13 protein-coding genes are annotated in these 17,432 nt (G+C 40.5%); 4 read left to right on the forward strand and 9 right to left on the reverse strand.

What is annotated here, in order from left to right; all coding sequences use genetic code 11:
* Nucleotide 1 precedes the first annotated feature (1 nt).
* On the reverse strand, nucleotides 2-673 hold the full coding sequence (locus AB669_RS18415; RefSeq protein WP_047800832.1) for a TlpA disulfide reductase family protein: 672 nt from the start codon (nucleotides 671-673) through the stop codon (nucleotides 2-4).
* Nucleotides 674-1,287: 614 nt separating this feature from the next.
* Here AB669_RS18415 and AB669_RS18420 point away from each other — a divergent pair.
* The 3 genes from AB669_RS18420 (at nucleotide 1,288) to AB669_RS18435 (ending at nucleotide 3,835) form a co-directional block, all read left to right on the forward strand.
* Nucleotides 1,288-1,674, forward strand: a complete 387-nt coding sequence (locus AB669_RS18420; protein ID WP_047800833.1) for a helix-turn-helix transcriptional regulator — start codon at nucleotides 1,288-1,290, stop codon at nucleotides 1,672-1,674.
* Nucleotides 1,675-1,732: 58 nt separating this feature from the next.
* Complete coding sequence (locus AB669_RS18425) at nucleotides 1,733-2,464, forward strand: LytTR family DNA-binding domain-containing protein (protein ID WP_047800834.1); 732 nt, start codon at nucleotides 1,733-1,735, stop codon at nucleotides 2,462-2,464.
* Nucleotides 2,465-2,668: 204 nt separating this feature from the next.
* Nucleotides 2,669-3,835 (forward strand): sensor histidine kinase, encoded by a 1,167-nt coding sequence (locus AB669_RS18435; protein ID WP_047800836.1) that lies wholly within the window; start codon nucleotides 2,669-2,671, stop codon nucleotides 3,833-3,835.
* 376 nt (nucleotides 3,836-4,211) lie between these two features.
* On the opposite strand, the gene AB669_RS18440 is transcribed toward AB669_RS18435, so the two are convergent.
* The 3 genes from AB669_RS18440 to AB669_RS18450 form a co-directional block, all read right to left on the reverse strand.
* The gene (locus AB669_RS18440) at nucleotides 4,212-4,907 is read right to left on the reverse strand and encodes a hypothetical protein (RefSeq protein WP_047800837.1); all 696 of its coding nucleotides are present in this window, start codon (nucleotides 4,905-4,907) and stop codon (nucleotides 4,212-4,214) included.
* Nucleotides 4,907-10,744 (reverse strand): FG-GAP-like repeat-containing protein, encoded by a 5,838-nt coding sequence (locus AB669_RS18445; RefSeq protein ID WP_047800838.1) that lies wholly within the window; start codon nucleotides 10,742-10,744, stop codon nucleotides 4,907-4,909. The genes AB669_RS18440 and AB669_RS18445 overlap by 1 nt, the downstream gene beginning before the upstream one ends.
* Nucleotides 10,745-10,981: 237 nt before the next feature.
* Nucleotides 10,982-12,265 (reverse strand): nucleotide sugar dehydrogenase, encoded by a 1,284-nt coding sequence (locus tag AB669_RS18450; RefSeq protein WP_047800839.1) that lies wholly within the window; start codon nucleotides 12,263-12,265, stop codon nucleotides 10,982-10,984.
* 126 nt (nucleotides 12,266-12,391) lie between these two features.
* Between AB669_RS18450 and AB669_RS18455 the strand changes: the two genes are divergently transcribed.
* Complete coding sequence (locus tag AB669_RS18455; protein WP_047800840.1) at nucleotides 12,392-13,318, forward strand: GDP-L-fucose synthase; 927 nt, start codon at nucleotides 12,392-12,394, stop codon at nucleotides 13,316-13,318.
* A gap of 47 nt (nucleotides 13,319-13,365) precedes the next feature.
* Here the strand turns inward: AB669_RS18455 and rfbA are convergent, their stop codons facing one another.
* The 5 genes from rfbA to AB669_RS18480 form a co-directional block, all read right to left on the reverse strand.
* On the reverse strand, nucleotides 13,366-14,226 hold the full coding sequence (gene rfbA, locus AB669_RS18460) for a glucose-1-phosphate thymidylyltransferase RfbA (RefSeq protein WP_047800841.1): 861 nt from the start codon (nucleotides 14,224-14,226) through the stop codon (nucleotides 13,366-13,368).
* 36 nt (nucleotides 14,227-14,262) lie between these two features.
* The gene (gene rfbD, locus AB669_RS18465; protein WP_047800842.1) at nucleotides 14,263-15,117 is read right to left on the reverse strand and encodes a dTDP-4-dehydrorhamnose reductase; all 855 of its coding nucleotides are present in this window, start codon (nucleotides 15,115-15,117) and stop codon (nucleotides 14,263-14,265) included.
* The gene (gene rfbC, locus AB669_RS18470) at nucleotides 15,110-15,658 is read right to left on the reverse strand and encodes a dTDP-4-dehydrorhamnose 3,5-epimerase (protein ID WP_047800843.1); all 549 of its coding nucleotides are present in this window, start codon (nucleotides 15,656-15,658) and stop codon (nucleotides 15,110-15,112) included. Before rfbC ends, rfbD begins: the two co-directional genes overlap by 8 nt.
* Nucleotides 15,658-16,710, reverse strand: coding sequence for a dTDP-glucose 4,6-dehydratase (rfbB, locus tag AB669_RS18475; RefSeq protein ID WP_047800844.1), 1,053 nt, complete (start codon nucleotides 16,708-16,710; stop codon nucleotides 15,658-15,660). The genes rfbC and rfbB overlap by 1 nt, the downstream gene beginning before the upstream one ends.
* A gap of 156 nt (nucleotides 16,711-16,866) precedes the next feature.
* Nucleotides 16,867-17,430 (reverse strand): DUF3109 family protein, encoded by a 564-nt coding sequence (locus AB669_RS18480; RefSeq protein WP_047800944.1) that lies wholly within the window; start codon nucleotides 17,428-17,430, stop codon nucleotides 16,867-16,869.
* Nucleotides 17,431-17,432 lie beyond the last annotated feature (2 nt).

Here is a 17,432-nt window from a genome sequence, read left to right on the forward strand (position 1 = left end):
ATTAAGGCTTTTTTGGTGTTGAAGGATGTTTCGCTATATATCTTTGCGCCCTCCCCAATACGGCATCCAGGTTCGCAATGGTCAGAAGATCATAACCTGTAATAGCGACCACAACGCCCTGAGCGTTAATCCATATATAATGTGGGATGTAGTGATAAGGAAATGCATTTGCGAGATATACGTCGTTAATAATAGAAGTTGCGTTAATGTCAGGGACTTCTGTACGGATATTGGAAAATATCCTGGTGATATTGGTAAGCGAATCGCGTGACCTTTTGGGATTTACCAGCACCACTTTAAAAAGTTTTGAATTTGCTTTCTGGAAGCTATCTAACAAGGGTATTTTTTTAATGCAGGTAGTACACCAGGAGGCCCAGAAATCAATGATGATAAATTTGCCTTTATCCCCTGAAAGATTGGAAACGATGAGTTTACCGTTATCGAAAATTTCATGGTTTCTATTCCAGAAATCGGTTCCCAACTTTTGCCCGACTTGTATCGGGACTGTTGTTTCAGTTAAAATTTGTGCTTCTGAAACCATTGGAATAGCGCAAAAGAACACAGCACTTAAGTAAGTGAGATTTGATTTTTTGATATCGAAAGTAGCATCCATAAACTTTCGAAAATTCAGGCATAGCAATGCCCGGTCAATAAAAAGCTTTAATTTTTTCATTGTTTGTTTGGTTGGTAAATAAAAATAAACGTTAGCTATAGGGATGCTTTGAACTCAGCAGGATCTTAAGAAACATTGGATGTTTCGCCTAAACTGCTTTAATAATAATTATTCAGGAGAACAGATGATAAGGCTCAATAAGATAATTTCAGCCCATTCACGAGTTGAAAATTGGGTTGAATTGTAGATGATACAAGTTCGTTTAGGTAGCCAGGTTCTTGTTAGAGAATAATCAAATTGTGATTGTAGTGCTTTCATGGTTAATATATTTAACCGAAAGACAAACGGAAAAGGGCCACCTTTACGCTGTATCTGCGACGAAGGTGTAGGACCACCACCACTTTGCAGCGGCTGAACACAGATATAGCAGGTGACCCAAATCCGTATGCTACGCAAAGATAGCATAGGAATTGAGTTTTTACCTACCACTTGTGTTCGAACGTCCTACTTCTCGTCACAAATTCTTTCAGTAATTACTCCATTCTACGAATGAATATTATGTATTTATAGTCTTTTAAATTAAAATATTTTGTTAGGACTAATATAAAGATTTTATCTCTACCTCGCTATGTACCTGTGATAATTTTTTTCTTTTATTGTTCCTTGCATGCATAATGCAGAACCAAAATCCAGAAGAAGAAAACATTAATATTGTGATTTCGCATTTGGACTATTTGTTGATTGAAAATGTGAAGCAACTTAGGTTGGCAAGAGAAATTTCTCAAGTTGCGCTATCACAGAAAATGCATTTATCTGAAGGTTTTGTAGGAAAAGTAGAGCTCCTGACCAACAGAGAAAAATATAATGTAAGACACTTTTTTTTACTGGCTGAGGCATTTAATTGCAGCATACAGGAAATTCTTCCTTTAGAAAGACCTACACATGATATGGTGAGGTTGACACTAAAGCGCACCAACAAAATTAATAAGGACGGTTCCCTATCCGCCAAAAAAATTACTGAAGTGATAGGAATTGAACCGATCAAGGCCAAACAGCCCTGATACGTATGCGAAGATGATTGCAAAGTCCAAAGCGACTAAACAATTTAAACTTTGAAATATGTTACCTTATAAATGCGTAGTGATTGATGATGACGATTCCGCCATTTCAATCCTGACTGATTACATTGGAGTGCATCCCAGGCTTGTCCTCCACAAGACCTTTACTGATCCTACATCTGCCCTGGCAGACATTAGCGTAAAAGACCAGGTAGATTTTCTTTTTGTCGACATTGACATGCCTGATATTACCGGGATTGATCTGGCGAAACGGCTATGGAATAAGGTCAGGTTTATTGTTTTTGTTACAGCCTTTAACCAGCACGCTATTCAGGCTATTGCCCTGAATGCTTCGGGCTACCTGCTCAAACCAATTTCAAAAGTCCAGTTCACCCAGGTGATAGCTGATACTCTAGACCATGAACGCAAAATAGTTGAAATATCCAAACGAGAAGATCCAAACTCTTTTTTTGTAGCAAACGGAGAAAGAAATAGCCGTAGCAGAATTAAAAAAGAAGATATCCTTTACATTGAGGGTTGTGGAAACTTTGTCAAAATTGTCACAAATGAAAACACAGAGCTGGTGTATTTAACGATGAAGGAAACAGAAACCGGTTTGGGTGGAAATCCCTTTTTCAGGATACACAATTCTTACATTATTAATGCTGAAAAGGTCTTGGAAACTACAGGAAACCTCGTCTATATTGGGGAAATCAAGATCGGACTGAGTAAGGCTTTCAGAGACAATTATCTGATTTACCTTGATCGCAACACTTTAAGATCTGACCGGTAAAACCGGCCAGATTACTTAAACCAACCTTTAGTGAATTTTCAGATTGACTATGGTTTCATTGGTTATGATAATTACGCTGGATGTGGTTGGATCCGTCGACACCAATGGGATGTTGGATTTCGATTTAAAAATAAACACAGTTTTCTTACTTAATTTTCTACGGGGTTCTTTCATGATGAAATCAAAAGACCCTCATTTATTCCTATGGAAAAAACTTTTTACACCGCTATAATCCGAGGCTACACAAAAGGCACATCAGACATGATGATCAAAATATGGAAATGGGTAAAAATCAACAGAATTCACTTTCTAGGATGGAGCTTATACATAGTTTTAGAGACTACGCTCGTGGGCTATGCCCATGAATTTGGTAAACCACTAAACTATACCTGGCATTACGCGCTGAACATCATATGGTTTTATATCAGCGCCCACTGGGTGCTTCTTAAAAACTTCGGGAAAAAAGGTAAAAAGCTATTGGTTTTTATTAGTCTGATGGCTTTACAGATTGTAGCCTTCGTCTTTATAAAGATGGCCATTAGCTTCATATTGGACAATTCACCAGATAATCATTTTCAACCCTATCTCATCCTGGTTAAGCATGAGTCTTTTATATCTTCCTTTAATGACCGTAAAGATTTGCTATCAAATTTGTGGCGTTGTTTACAGTTTATAGGCTTTTCATGCTTTTACTACTTATTCCTTTCATATCAGGCAAATCAAAAGAAAATAGAGGCGGCAGAAAAACAACAACTTCAGCATGACTTACAGATCAAGAGCATTGAGAGCGAGTTATACCTTGCGCAAAGCAATTATTTACGCGCGCAAATCAACCCCCACTTACTTTATAATACCTTAAATTTTATTTACGATAAGGCCAGAAAATATGATGATGAATTAGCTGAAGGCGTCATGAAGCTGGCGGAAATCATGCGATACAGTATCGACGAAACAAACACTGCTGAACATCTTGTGAAACTTAGCACAGAATTAAAACAGGTTCAAAACCTCATTTATGTAATGGGACTAAGAAAGGGAGGGCGGTTACACCTGAATGCAGAATACAAAGGTCAACTTGATGACTTTGAATTTCTACCTATTGTGGTGATTACTTTGGTAGAGAATATTTTCAAGCATGGTAACCTGAGTAAAGAACTGCACCCGGGATATCTGCTCATCGAAAAGACTACCCATAAATTCCGGATTTACACCCGGAATATGTTGAATACCGGAATACATTCATCGGGCACAAATCTGGGAATGAAAAACATCAGACACAGACTAGCCTTGGAATACAAAGATGCATTTAGTTTTAACTTCGGCATCGTGGAAGAAAACTGGTTTGAGGTAAAACTGGAGGTTAATTTGTAAGAATTAACGTATTTCACTAACTAGCAAAACTACCTTCCTCAAGAAAACCTGGTACCTGACTGTCCTCATATCCCTATTCTCTGAACAGTACAGGTAGCACAGGATTCCCCCTATCGCAGGGATATCTTCTTGCGTATACACAATAAATTCAAATGGTCATTCATAATGACCAACAATATGGGATGTTTTTAAGCTGTGTTAAAACGGGCTGTCGCTGGGATGATGCGAAGGGATAGTAGCCAGTTAAGTAACCTATCTGAAAGGTAGTAGGTTAATATGATCAAATATAAAAAACATTGCAGATAAATCAAAAGTTCTCAAAGCTATAATACATAGTAAATTGATATTTACCCTGAATGAAGTGTAAGGGTTGCATTTAGTTTGTCCTAAATTGAGATATACCTGAAGTTGACGTATTTCCTTTTGAATCTTTTGTAACCACAATCCAATAATAAGTTGAATTATTGTTAACAGGTATATCGGATAAGCTATTCACACTAAGATCGTTTTTGTAAAGAGGCGGATTTGTTGCCGTACCAAAATAAACTTGATACGAAGTTATATCTCCATCAGGATCGGTCCCTTTCCAGGTTAGTGAGATTTTACCTGAAACCGGGGTAACCGTACTCCCAAGCAAAGGGGAAACAATTTCTGCAGGATATGGAGCATAAGATACTACCCCATTTCCGGCATTATAAAATTTCCATACTTCACTAGTAGCAATGGTATTGGTTTTGGAAGATTTGGTGATTACTTTCCATGAATATGGGGTATTTCGTAACATTTTGATTGTTGCAGTGGTACTTGTAGAAGTGACTACGGTAGCGCTACCTGTTTCGAGATTTTTATAATTCAGTTCATAACTGTCTGCATTTTCAGCCGCTTTCCATACAAAAGTAATCTGACTCTCTGTATCGGATAAAATCGTTCCGGTAGTACAGACTTCGTTTTGAAGGGGGCTTACTAATACTGCAGCCGTTGGAGCGGGTACAACACCATCTGGCGTTACCTCCTCGTCTTTTCCACACCCCACCAACAGCATCACACCTATCAATAAATATTTTATTTTCATTATTTTTTCAAAATTTTAGAGGTTATAGTCCCTGTTGCTGTCGAAATCTTAATGACATACATTCCGGGAATCAGGTGCTCAATGTCAATTTCAATGTAACCTTCATTTGCTCTTTTAGCACGGAAAACACGTTGGCCACCCAAGCTAAATAGCTCAATATCAGCTTCCGGCGAGGTATTATCACCCATACCAATGGTTAATATTTTTTCGACCGGATTAGGAGAAAATGAAGCTTTTGCCGCCATTGCTAAAGTCTTTTTAATGACGCCCTGACAAGGCAGATCAGAGCTTACCATGAGTTTGTTAATCCCTGAAGCTAAAGGCAGCTTAAGTTCACTGTTAGTGGTTTGATAGGTTTTGCCATTGAGATCAACAAAATAGGTGTTTGCTCCAGACAAGCTGATGGTAACTGTTGGGCTCGTTGTACTGATATTCGTGTATATGCTTAGCTCTTTAGGTTCCGAAATCACCACATCATAACATTGCTTATAGTTTGGTTGATCAGGTATGGTAATGCATAAATTATAATTGCCTGCTTCGAGATTCGGGAGCTCGAGTATTGTAGAGAATTTATGTATTGAAGCTATTCCATTGACATTTAAGGTAGCAACATAATTCAGGTTAGTAGCAGCTGTAATTTTCAAAGTACCGTTCTTGCTTCCCCTACAACTTAATGAGGTGGTGGCAATCATGAAGTTTGAGCTCGGTAGGGTAAAAATGGTTTCAACTACAATCGGGTTAGACAAAACTGATAATCCATGATCGCTAATTTGTAATCGATAGCTTCCAGGGCTTGTCACTTTGAAGTGATCGTCCGAAGCCCCATCGATTACTACTCCATCTCTCATCCATTTTTTGTCTATTCCTTTTTGAATATTTGTAGAAAGCATTACAGACCCGCCCTGCGAAAACACAATAGGCCCGTCAGCGCTAATTACAGGTGTAGGAACGTAAATAAACCCATCCATAGCCACTAACCCGGCCAGTGTACTGACCGAAACAGTACCAGTGGCGCCCTCACCCGGAAAGGTTTTGATTTCAGTTGATGTAGCGGTAAACGACTTTGCTGCTACATTACCAAATGTTATTGATTGGAGGTGATCAAAGTTAGAACCCGAAATGGTGATCTCCATATCTTTTGTAGCAATTTTTGGTGTAAATCCTGTTATTACCGGAACAGGAAGTGCTGTAATTTGTAATAGTCGGGTGGCGTGCGAAACCTTACCTGAACTCAACGTGGCAGAGAATATAATCGTCCTGTCTCCGCTTAAATTTACGGTATTTGAATAATTAACTTTTCTAAGGGCATTTTGCCACTCTGTAACTGATGCGGAATTGCCTGCAGAACTTAAAACCAGCGCTCCGTTTACTGAATCGTAAGTCCCCGCAATATTCCCCATTCCTCCATCATTTTTAAATGACAGGATATCTGCGGAATGGAGACCTTCATCGATCACTACATTACAACTGCTCATGATATCATTTCCTTTACTGATAATTTTTATTTCGGGATCTAATGCAACAGCTGTAAGCCTGCTGGTGTAGCTGGAGAACCCCGGGGATGTAGCTAGTTCGAGATCAAGAGCACCTAACTGGTTGATCAATATTGCCGGCGATACAAGATTCGAAATGTTGGTATAAGGAGCAAGAAGCAAATCGGCCCTGCCATCTAAATTGAAATCCGTAACAGCAGCTACCCTGAACATATTAGGCAACGTAACTGTTATTGGTTTATTAAAAGATGATTCATCAAGAATTCCTGGTGCAGCTATATTCCTGAATAAATATATGGCAGGCTTGGATTCATCTTCACCAGCCAGGGCAAGATCGGGCTTTCCATCACCATCAAAATCAGCCGACTCGATAAACCTTACTGCAAGATTGTTAACAATGGTTTTACTCTCAGCAAAACCAATATTACCTCTGGTCGAGATATTACGCATAAAAATTATGGAATTATACTGTGAGACAATCAGATCAGTTTTACTGTCTCCATCAAAATCTCTTGCTGAAATATGCCCAACATACGAAGGTACTGCCCTGTAGAAAGGGTTGGCAAATGAAATTGTATTCGCCCCGGGGGTACTGGTATTACGGAATATACACAGGCGTTTGGTACCATTCGAACCACTAACCATCAAGTCTATCATCCCATCATTATCAAGATCGGCAAGCTCATATCCCAGATTACTGGAATAAGATGCGTCAATATCTAAAACAACTCTGGTATAGGGATCAAAACTTATGCTTCCTCTTTTTGAGTTGTTAAGGTAAATGCGTAGTGCTGAGCCAACATCGGGTGCAATAATATCAATCTTACCGTCCTGATTGATGTCTGCTAGAAAAAACCTGTAAAACCTGGTCTCCTCATCCAGTATATCCGAAAGAAAAGATAAGCTGCAATCTTTAGTGCAGGCATTTTCGAAAATGAGTATTGTGGACGAAAGCGCCAGAATTTCCGGCTTCCCATCTCCATCAAGATCGGCTATCTGAACCAGTGAACCGTTTTTGTTGGTCTCCATCTCTTTGGCGCTAACAAAGTTTTTGGGTAAACTCGTTTCATCACGCGAGGCGGCTTTGAATATCTTTAACTTCGATGTATTTCTTGTTTCGCCGATGATGACTTCAGGAATACCATCGTTATCTAAATCCACGGCTGCGAGACCAGAAGAACCGGGATTATTGACATAGTTTTCCTGAAGTTTAAAGGCGGAGGAATCAAAATCCGTTCCTTTGCCATCACCTGATTGTACACTAAAATACTGGGTTGTTGTGGCCCGCAATTTGGTTTCGATATCGAGTACACTAATGAAGGAATAAACAGCACCTGGCGGTACCTCAACTACTAACTCACTGCTACTTCCGGAAAGTAAACGTGCACGCACATCGCCGAAGTAAATCATATTTTTCTCCAAAACCGGATTGAAATGATTTCCCTTAATTAAAAGCTTAGATTTAATGGTTCCTTTAGCTGGGGCAAAGGAGCTAATTACAGGTGGGGTATCAGTCTCAGGATGTGTGGTATTCTCAAAAATAACTAAATAGTTATTCTGGAATGTCCTGAGCACAATGTCTGCTTTTCCATCATTGTTTAAATCTATAAACCCCTCCAGACCAGGTGTTGCTATGATATTATCACCAGGATTTTCATTCCGGGCGTTAAACTTTACGTAATCCTGGTAAACCGGATCCTGCACACCAGACATCAAATTCTGATAGACATATAAGGTATCTTGATTGGCAGCCGAAAAACCATTTCTACCTCTGATAGCATCTTCTAACCCATCACCATTGAAATCTGCATAATCAAGAAAAGATGTATTAAAAGTATAACTTTTATTTACCGGATACCCGGTAAGGGTTTGTTGCTGCCCAAAATTAACATCTGTGCCCAAGCTATTGTTTCTATAATAATATTCACCATAAATCATGTCTGGCAAACCATCATTATTGAGGTCCTGATAGCGCACATTTATGGGGGGAGAAAGTGCGGGTACATGAACAAACAGACTGTCGCTTACCATACCTGGCTGGCAGTAATTTTTATAGATTTTGTAAATACTCCCTTCTGATAAATGTAATTCAGGCTTTCCATCATTTGTAATATCTATCATGTTCGCTTGTTTTGAACTGACCTTTACGAAAGTTGGCCGGGTCGAATTTTCGGTGGTGACATTACGCATTGGAAAAAAATCAATCTTGCCATCTCCGTCGATATCAGCCCCTAAACCTCCGGTGAGGGGTATGCCAACAGGTGGATTAAACATTATTTTTCCTGGTGTAGAAATATTTTTAAAATATTGAGTTTCACTATCGCCAGCAACAAGAATATCTACTAAACCATCATCGTCCAGATCTTCATAAGTTGCATCACCTTTGCTATTCGAAGTCAAAACCATCTTCTCCGCGAAGGTGGAACAATCCAACGCACCACTGGCACTGTTTCTGAGAATAGTTAAGTTTTGTTTGAAGTCGACACTTGCCATATCCGGAAAACCATCGTTGTCAAAGTCGATAAACTTCAATTTGTTTGTTCCTTCACCGGGTCGGTCCATGCGTATAGCGAATCGATAATCTGCCGCAGAGATGGGTACTGCCTTTTCATAGATATATCGGAAAGGCTGAGAAAATCTTGCCGTGCGACGGGAAACTTTATTCTGAACGCTAACGATAGCTGACGCTGCACCTGTGGGAATTTTGATTTTTAACTGTGTTGCGGAGGCTGATAGGATTTGTACTTTTTTACCACCCACTAAAACCAGATTATCATTGGCGCTTTTGCCAAAGTTATTTCCCTGAATAGTAACAGTTGCTCCCATCGAAACAATCAAAGGTTCAACCGACTTAATCGTAGGTATAAGGGATTCCTTGTTTTTCCTAAAGGTGATCGTATTGTCGGCATTAAGGGAAATTAGGTCTGGAATACCGTCATTATTTAGATCTTCAGCGAGTAAAGCATAAGGTGTTTGAGCGAACTGATATAGGGTGATGATTTTGAACCAGCTATTGTTAGCAACTGAAAAACTAAAATCATTTTTGAAAACCGATACGCGATTGTCACTTTTACTCACAGTTACGAAATCAACCCTGCCATCTCCATCAATATCATTGGCAAGAACATCTTTGGGGTCTGCTCCGATGTAGTGTTTAGAAATAAGTTGGAGGGAGCTATTGGTAAAATTAGTAGAACCAGAATTTTGTTTATAAACATTCAGATATTTTGTAGTGCCAGAAATTGTGATAAGATCTTTTAAACCGTCCTGGTCTACGTCTCCAATAGCGAGCATAGAAGAACTTCCCACTTCCAGCTTGGTAATAGGGAATGAGGTACTGGAGAGTATATTATTTATTACCTGATTTGAAAAGATGCTTACAAAGGAATTAGAATTCCCTCCGGCAATAATTTCTGGCCTGCCATCATTATTCATATCTTCGATTGTAATTCGATTGAAACTACCAAACGCAGGTATGGTGGTGATATTCGAGAATGAAGCTGGAAGGATCTGATTTGGGGAGCATTCATTTTTATAAATTTGAAGATTTAGAAAACCTAACACAATGTCGGGCTTTCCATCTCCATCCATGTCGCCAATGGCCAGTTTTCCACCAGATTGTCCAAGAGGTATTTCTACCCGGGTAAACGCATCCGCTCTAAAACCTGATGTTAAATTATTTTTATAAATAGATATTAAACCACTTTCCAATACGATGATATCTTGCTTACCGTCTCCATCCATATCTGCTATTGCCACATTTTCAGACCCGGATTTTGTTTGTAAGCTGATTGTAGTGGTAAAAGAATTGTTATTCAACAGCTCAGTTCGTCCCATATTAGGACAGATGTATAAAATATTTGAACCCAAATTCACGTAAACCAAATCCTTCCTACCGTCGCCGTCTAAATCTCCAGCCGATATAGCAGAATTTGCCGAACCACCATTTCTGGAGGTTTCGATATCGAAATCAGAAGCAAACATCTTATCTTCACGCGGGTAGGTGGAAATAAAATACTTTGATGATTTGACTGATAAACCAGTGACGGTATTGAGTATGTTAAACGAACCGGTTCCTCCTGTTGGTGGGATGATAAAGCTAAGCTGTGTTTCTGTGGCGGCTTTTAACTGGACTTTTACGCCTGAAAAATAGACGACATTTTTGTCTACTGAAGAATTAAAGTTTTTTCCAGCAACATTCACTACGGTACCTGGCGCCCCTTTCTCCGGACTAAACGATTCAATGATAGGCGCTTGACAAAAGCCAATTGTAGGAATTAAAAAAAAGAGCAGATAAAGCGGCAGCAGACCTGATTTAATAGATCTTAATAGATTTGAAAGCATTAAATTTAATTCAGTTGGTTTATATAGGGAATTTGGAATTACCCATGCCTAAAGATAATGGAAAATATTTATCTTTTCACACATCGAATAAAATTCCATTGGATCATTTGCCCGTTCTAAATCCCTAGGTACCATAAGTGTTTAGATTTGATTTCGGACATTAAAAGGAGTAGATAGCTCAGTGTATAGATTAACCAGATAAAAACAAGAACTAGCTACCCATGCGTGGTAAGCAATTTACAACCTGGCATCAACCAATTCTCTTGGAACAAAAGATTTGGTATCAAAAATCACAGCACCTTCCTGTTTAAACTTTCCGTAATCAATTTCCAGAAACTGCTGATGTGCCACAGCCAGGATCACCGCGTCATAGCTTTTGATTGCCGCGGCTGGGATCAAATTGAATCCATATTCTGTTTTAACTTCTGTCGCATTGGCCCAAGGGTCATAAACCTCAACATTTAAACTGAAAGATTTTAATTCTTTATAGATATCGATTACACGGGTATTGCGGGTATCCGGACAGTTTTCTTTGAAGGCAAAACCCAATATTAATACACGTGCGCCATTGATCACTTTATTTTTAGCCACCATCATTTTGATGACCTTGTTCGCCACAAACATTCCCATATTATCGTTTACCCTTCTGCCCGACAGAATCACTTCAGGTTTATAACCCAGCGATTCAGATTTATGGGCCAGGTAGTAAGGATCTACCCCGATACAGTGACCGCCTACCAAACCTGGCTTGTAATTCAGAAAATTCCATTTGGTTGCGGCAGCCGCCAGTACATCCGTGGTGTCAATCTCCATCCGATCGAAGATCAGCGCCAGCTCATTAACAAAGGAGATGTTCACATCGCGTTGCGCATTCTCAATGGCTTTTGAAGCTTCGGCAACTTTGATGCTCGGCGCTAAATGCGTTCCGGCTGTAATAATAGAAGAATAAAGTTCGTTTATTACAACAGCGATTTCTGGCGTGGAGCCAGAAGTAACTTTTTTAATTTTAGTAAGGGTATTCACTTTATCACCCGGGTTAATCCTTTCCGGCGAATAACCGCAGAAAAAATCAACATTGTATGTTAACCCTGATACTTGTTCAAGCACAGGCACACAGTCTTCTTCGGTGCAGCCTGGATATACAGTAGATTCGTAAATCACGATATCTCCCTTTTTGATTACTTCTCCGATCATTTTACTGGCTTCCAGCAAGGGCTTTAAATCAGGGCTTTTCTGCTGATCGATCGGTGTAGGTACGGTGACGATGTAGATGGAACAATTGGCAATTTCATCGAGTCTGGCAGTAAGGGTTAGCCCCATTGTTGCTGCCTTGGGCTGCAACACCTGAGCAAGCGCATGGAGATCAGCTTCGTGCGTGGCATCTTCCAAACGACTCAATTCGTCTACCCGTTTAGCATTGATATCGAAGCCATAAACGGAATAATGTTTAGCAAATTCAATGGCCAATGGTAAACCAACATAGCCTAAACCAATAACTGCGATTTGCTTTCCCTTGTTCATAGATGCGCAAATATATATAAAAAGGCATGAAGGGTGAAACGGGTACTGAGGGATGGAAATAGAATGATTTCATTTCCAAATTATTTATTAAATCTATGTACTTTTGTGTCCATTAAAAATATAACATTGGAAAAAAGCGCCAAAATTTACGTTGCCGGACATAGAGGTATGGTTGGCTCGGCTATTTGCAGAAAGTTACAGAGAGAAGGCTATACTAATTTGATCACAAGAAGTTCTTCTGAACTAGACTTACGTAATCAACAGGCTGTTGAGGATTTCTTCACAAAAGAAAAACCAGAGTATGTATTTCTGGCTGCGGCAAAGGTAGGCGGTATTATTGCCAACGACATATACAGAGCTGACTTCTTATTTGAAAATCTGGCTATTCAAAGTAATGTGATCCACAGCTCCTTCGTTCACAATGTTGAAAAATTGATGTTTTTAGGATCCAGCTGTATCTATCCTAAAATGGCGCCTCAACCCTTGAAAGAAGAATATCTATTAACCGGCTCTTTAGAAAGCACCAATGAGGCATATGCCATTGCGAAAATTGCAGGTATTAAAATGTGTGATGCATACCGCGACCAATACGGCTGTAACTTCATTTCAGTAATGCCAAGCAACCTATACGGCACCAATGATAATTACCACCCGGAAAATTCGCACGTACTTCCAGCACTAATTCGAAAAGTACATGAAGCCAAGTTAAATAACCAAAAAGAAATTGTGGTTTGGGGTTCAGGATCGCCGATGCGGGAATTCCTCTTTGCCGATGATTTGGCAGAAGCTTGCTATTTCTTAATGGAAAATTACAACGAGCCCAACCTAATTAATATTGGTACCGGAGAGGACCTGACGATTAAAGACCTGGCTTTACTCATCAAGGATGTATTGGGTTATGAAGGCGAACTGGTATTTGATGCCAGCAAACCGGATGGAACGCCAAGAAAACTGATGGATGTAAGCAAATTGCATGCGTTAGGCTGGAAACATAAAATAGACCTGCGCGAAGGCATTGCCCTGGCTTATCAGGATTTCGAAAGCAGATACTAAGCATAATAAAAAACAAAAAATCCCGAATGATTCGGGATTTTTTTATGCTATTTAATTTGCTTTAAGATATAGGCACCATAACCACTCTTAAGCAACGGTGTAGCAATTGCTTTAAGTTGTTCCGCATCGATAAAACCCATGCGGTAGGCAACCTCTTCGATGCAGCCGATTTTTAAGCCCTGGCGCTCTTCAATGATGCGCACAAACTCCCCAGCCTGCATCAAGGAGGCGAAGGTTCCGGTATCCAACCAGGCCGTGCCACGGCTCAGCACACCAACCTTCAGTTTACCACGTTCCAGATACACACGGTTCACATCGGTAATTTCATATTCGCCACGAGGGGAAGGTTTCACATTTTTGGCAATTTCAACCACTTCATTGTCGTAGAAATATAATCCCGGAACAGCATAATCTGATTTAGGTTGCTCCGGTTTCTCTTCTATGGAAATCGCTTGTTTGTTTTCATCAAACTCCACTACTCCATAACGCTCCGGATCAGCTACCTGATAGGCAAATACCACGCCGCCTTCCGGATCAGCACTTTCCTGCAATAATTTCGACATCCCATCTCCGTAGAAAATGTTATCGCCCAATACCAAAGCTACTTTATCCGTTCCGATGAAATCAGCACCGATCACAAAGGCTTGTGCCAGTCCGTTGGGTTCTGCTTGTACCGCATAGCTGAATTTACAGCCCAGCGATGCACCATCTCCCAGTAACTTTTCGAAGTTAGGCAGATCATGGGGCGTAGAAATAATCAGAATCTCTTTAATACCCGCAAGCATTAAAGTAGACAGTGGATAGTAGATCATCGGTTTATCGTAAACCGGCATCATTTGCTTGCTGCAGGCAAGGGTGAGTGGATGCAGGCGCGTACCGCTACCGCCAGCTAAGATTATACCTTTCATATATGGAAATTAGATTTGAGACACTAGATGTAAAATTTAAGAAAGTTTATCGATACAAGCCACAAGGCTATCTCTCCAGTATGGAATGCTGATATTAAAAGTACTTTTGATTTTGCTTTTATCCATTACCGAAAAAGGAGGGCGTGTGGCTTTAGTAGGGTAAGCCGAACCGGGAATGGGATTGGCTTTTACCTGTGTGTTGCTGATATCAAAGATGGCTTTTGCAAAATCAAACCAGCTGGTTACCCCCTCGTTGCTGTAATGGTACAAACCGTAAGCGGTTGAACCGGAAGCAATGATATCGAAAATGGCATTAGCCAGGTCGATGGCATAAGTGGGTGTACCCACCTGATCAGCAATGATGTTCAATTCATCACGCTCGGCACCGAGCTTTAGCATCGTTTTTACGAAGTTGTTGGCGTATTCTGAATACAGCCAGCTGGTACGTAAAATGAAATGCTGCGGCAATAAGGCCATCACCGCTTTTTCGCCATCCAGTTTGGTTTGTCCGTATACACTAACTGGCAGTGCTTCGTCATCTTCCTTCAATAGCTTGACCTCATTTCCGGCAAACACGAAGTCAGTGGAAATGTGCACTAAAGTAGACTGATGCGCAGCACAAGCCAGGGCCAGATTAGCGGCACCGGTTTCATTCACTGCTTTGGCCAGTTCCACTTCATCTTCTGCTTTATCTACGGCGGTATAAGCGGCACAATTGATGACGAAAGCTGGTTTCTCTTTTTCAAGCAGGCTGTTTAAGGCTTCCTGATCCAGGATATTGGCATCTGCTTCAGCAGGAAATATCATTTCGCTAATGCCTCTGCGTTCGGCAACGGTTTTTAAACATTGGCCCAATTGCCCGCCGGCACCAATCACTAATATTTTACCCATGTTGTAATTCAGCAAATGGTTTTAAAAGCATGTCTTTTTCGGAGATCGACTCCATTCCGGCTGGAATCAGCCAGTCTATATTCAAATCCCTATCATTATAAATGACACCGGTCTCTGAAGCTTTATTGTAAAAGTTGTCGCATTTGTAAAGGAACTCCACAGTTTCACTTAATACGGAAAAGCCATGAACAAATCCACGAGGGATATACAACTGCAATTTGTTTTCGGCACTCAAACGTACGGCCACATGCTGTCCGTAAGTCGGAGAACCCGGACGAACATCAACCGCTACATCCAATACTTCTCCTTTGGTTACACGCACCAGTTTGGCTTGTGCAAAAGCACCGGTTTGGGCATGTAAACCACGGATGACACCGTAAGATGAATAAGATTGATTGTCTTGTACAAAGGCACCGGAAAGCCCCGTTTTATCTTCAAACGTTTGTTGATTAAAGCTTTCGAAAAAATAACCACGTGCATCATCAAAAACCCTTGGCTTTAAAATCAGACAGTCTTTTATTCCTGTTTCAGTAATTTCCATTATTTAGCGCTGTACTGTTGCTCGTAGTAAGATTGATAGTTTCCTGAAGTTACGTTGTTTAACCAGTCTTCGTTTTGTAAATACCAGTCTACCGTTTTCGCTAAACCTTCTTCGAACTGTAAGCTGGGTACCCAGTCTAACTGATTTTGCAATTTGCTCGAATCGATAGCATAACGCAAATCATGTCCGGCCCTGTCGGTTACATAAGTAATCAGCTTAGCGGATTCGCCAGCTTCACGGCCCAGTTTCTGGTCCATGATGGTGCATAGCAAATTGATCAGGTCGATATTTTTCCACTCGTTGTGTCCGCCGATATTATAGGTATCGCCAGTTTTAGAATTGTGGAAAATCACGTCGATGGCACGTGCATGGTCTTCTACCCATAGCCAGTCGCGTACGTTTTCACCTTTACCGTAAACCGGTACTGGTTTGTTATTTTTAATATTGTTAATGGCTAAAGGGATCAGCTTTTCAGGAAAGTGATGTGAACCATAGTTGTTTGAACAGTTTGAAATCACACAGTCCATACCATAAGTATCATGGTATGCCCTTACAAAGTGATCGGAGCTGGCTTTGGAGGCGGAATACGGACTATGTGGATTATAAGCAGTAGTTTCCGTGAACATGCCCTCTTCACCCAGTGCGCCATATACCTCATCCGTACTCACATGGTAGAAACGTTTCTGGTCGTAAGCACCTTTCCACGACTCACGTGCTGCATTTAATAAGTTTACCGTACCAATCACGTTGGTCATTACGAAAGCAGTAGGATCTGCAATAGAACGGTCTACATGACTTTCGGCAGCGAGGTGAATGACTGCATCAAAGTTTTCGTTTTTGAATAATTCGAAAATGGCACTGGCATCAGTGATATCTTCTTTAACAAAACGGTAGTTTGGTTTATTTTCGATATCGGTTAAGTTGGCGAGGTTACCGGCATAGGTAAGCGCATCTAAATTAACAATTTCGTATTGCGGGTAGTTGTTTACAAAACGACGAACGACGTGAGAGCCAATAAAGCCTGCACCACCTGTTATGAGAATTTTTTTCACTTTATTATTTGAGTTTCAGGTGGCTAAATTAACACAGATAATGCTAAAAGTCAATGTTTTTGGCTGGATAGATGGTCGAATAGCCCTATTTCGCCAGATTAAGAACTGAAAAGGCTCAATTAACAGGTAAAATGAATAGAGTAAACAATAAAGTATCTACATCGCGGCAACCGAACTCTCCAGTTCCTGGTACCAGGCTTCGCCATACTTACGGATGAGCGGTCCTTTCAAAAAGCTGTATACCGGTACCTTTAGCTCGCGGCCGAAAGTACAGGCATCATGGCAGATGTGCCACCTGTCGTAGTTCAGCACATCAAATTCCGGATATTTGGTAATGCGGATCGGGTATAAATGGCAGGACATTGGTTTTTGCCAGTCTACAATGCCTTGCTCGTAAGCTTTCTCAATGGCACATTTAGTAATGCCACCTTCAAATAAAACATAAGCACACTCTTTGTTTTTATCTACACAAGGCGTAGTTAAGTCGCCGTCTTCATCCACCACATAAGTCCCTTGTTCTTCGATGGCTTTGATGCCTTTTTCGTTGAGCAGGTGTTTGATTTTCGGATAGATTTCTTCCAGTATCGCGGTTTCATCATGATCTAATGGTGCACCTGAATCGCCCTCCACACAGCAAATGCCTTTGCACTTGCTTAAATTACATACAAAGTTTTCTTTTAAAACGTCTTCGTGCACCAGCACCTGTTCCACTTCTATCATCA

It is taken from the genome of Pedobacter sp. BMA (assembly GCF_001027745.1).
In the GTDB taxonomy this organism is placed as follows: Bacteria; Bacteroidota; Bacteroidia; order Sphingobacteriales; family Sphingobacteriaceae; genus Pedobacter.

Excerpts from the sequence above, each read along its gene's own strand:
- AB669_RS18450 (WP_047800839.1), bottom strand. The coding sequence starts at position 12,265 with ATGAACAAGGGAAAGCAAATCGCAGTTATTGGTTTAGGCTATGTTGGT.
- AB669_RS18440 (WP_047800837.1), bottom strand. The coding sequence starts at position 4,907 with ATGAAAATAAAATATTTATTGATAGGTGTGATGCTGTTGGTGGGGTGT.
- AB669_RS18425 (WP_047800834.1), top strand. The coding sequence starts at position 1,733 with ATGTTACCTTATAAATGCGTAGTGATTGATGATGACGATTCCGCCATT.
- rfbC (WP_047800843.1), bottom strand. The coding sequence starts at position 15,658 with ATGGAAATTACTGAAACAGGAATAAAAGACTGTCTGATTTTAAAGCCA.
- AB669_RS18445 (WP_047800838.1), bottom strand. The coding sequence starts at position 10,744 with ATGCTTTCAAATCTATTAAGATCTATTAAATCAGGTCTGCTGCCGCTT.
- AB669_RS18415 (WP_047800832.1), bottom strand. The coding sequence starts at position 673 with ATGAAAAAATTAAAGCTTTTTATTGACCGGGCATTGCTATGCCTGAAT.
- AB669_RS18435 (WP_047800836.1), top strand. The coding sequence starts at position 2,669 with ATGGAAAAAACTTTTTACACCGCTATAATCCGAGGCTACACAAAAGGC.
- AB669_RS18480 (WP_047800944.1), bottom strand. The coding sequence starts at position 17,430 with ATGATAGAAGTGGAACAGGTGCTGGTGCACGAAGACGTTTTAAAAGAA.
- AB669_RS18420 (WP_047800833.1), top strand. The coding sequence starts at position 1,288 with ATGCAGAACCAAAATCCAGAAGAAGAAAACATTAATATTGTGATTTCG.
- rfbD (WP_047800842.1), bottom strand. The coding sequence starts at position 15,117 with ATGGGTAAAATATTAGTGATTGGTGCCGGCGGGCAATTGGGCCAATGT.
- rfbA (WP_047800841.1), bottom strand. The coding sequence starts at position 14,226 with ATGAAAGGTATAATCTTAGCTGGCGGTAGCGGTACGCGCCTGCATCCA.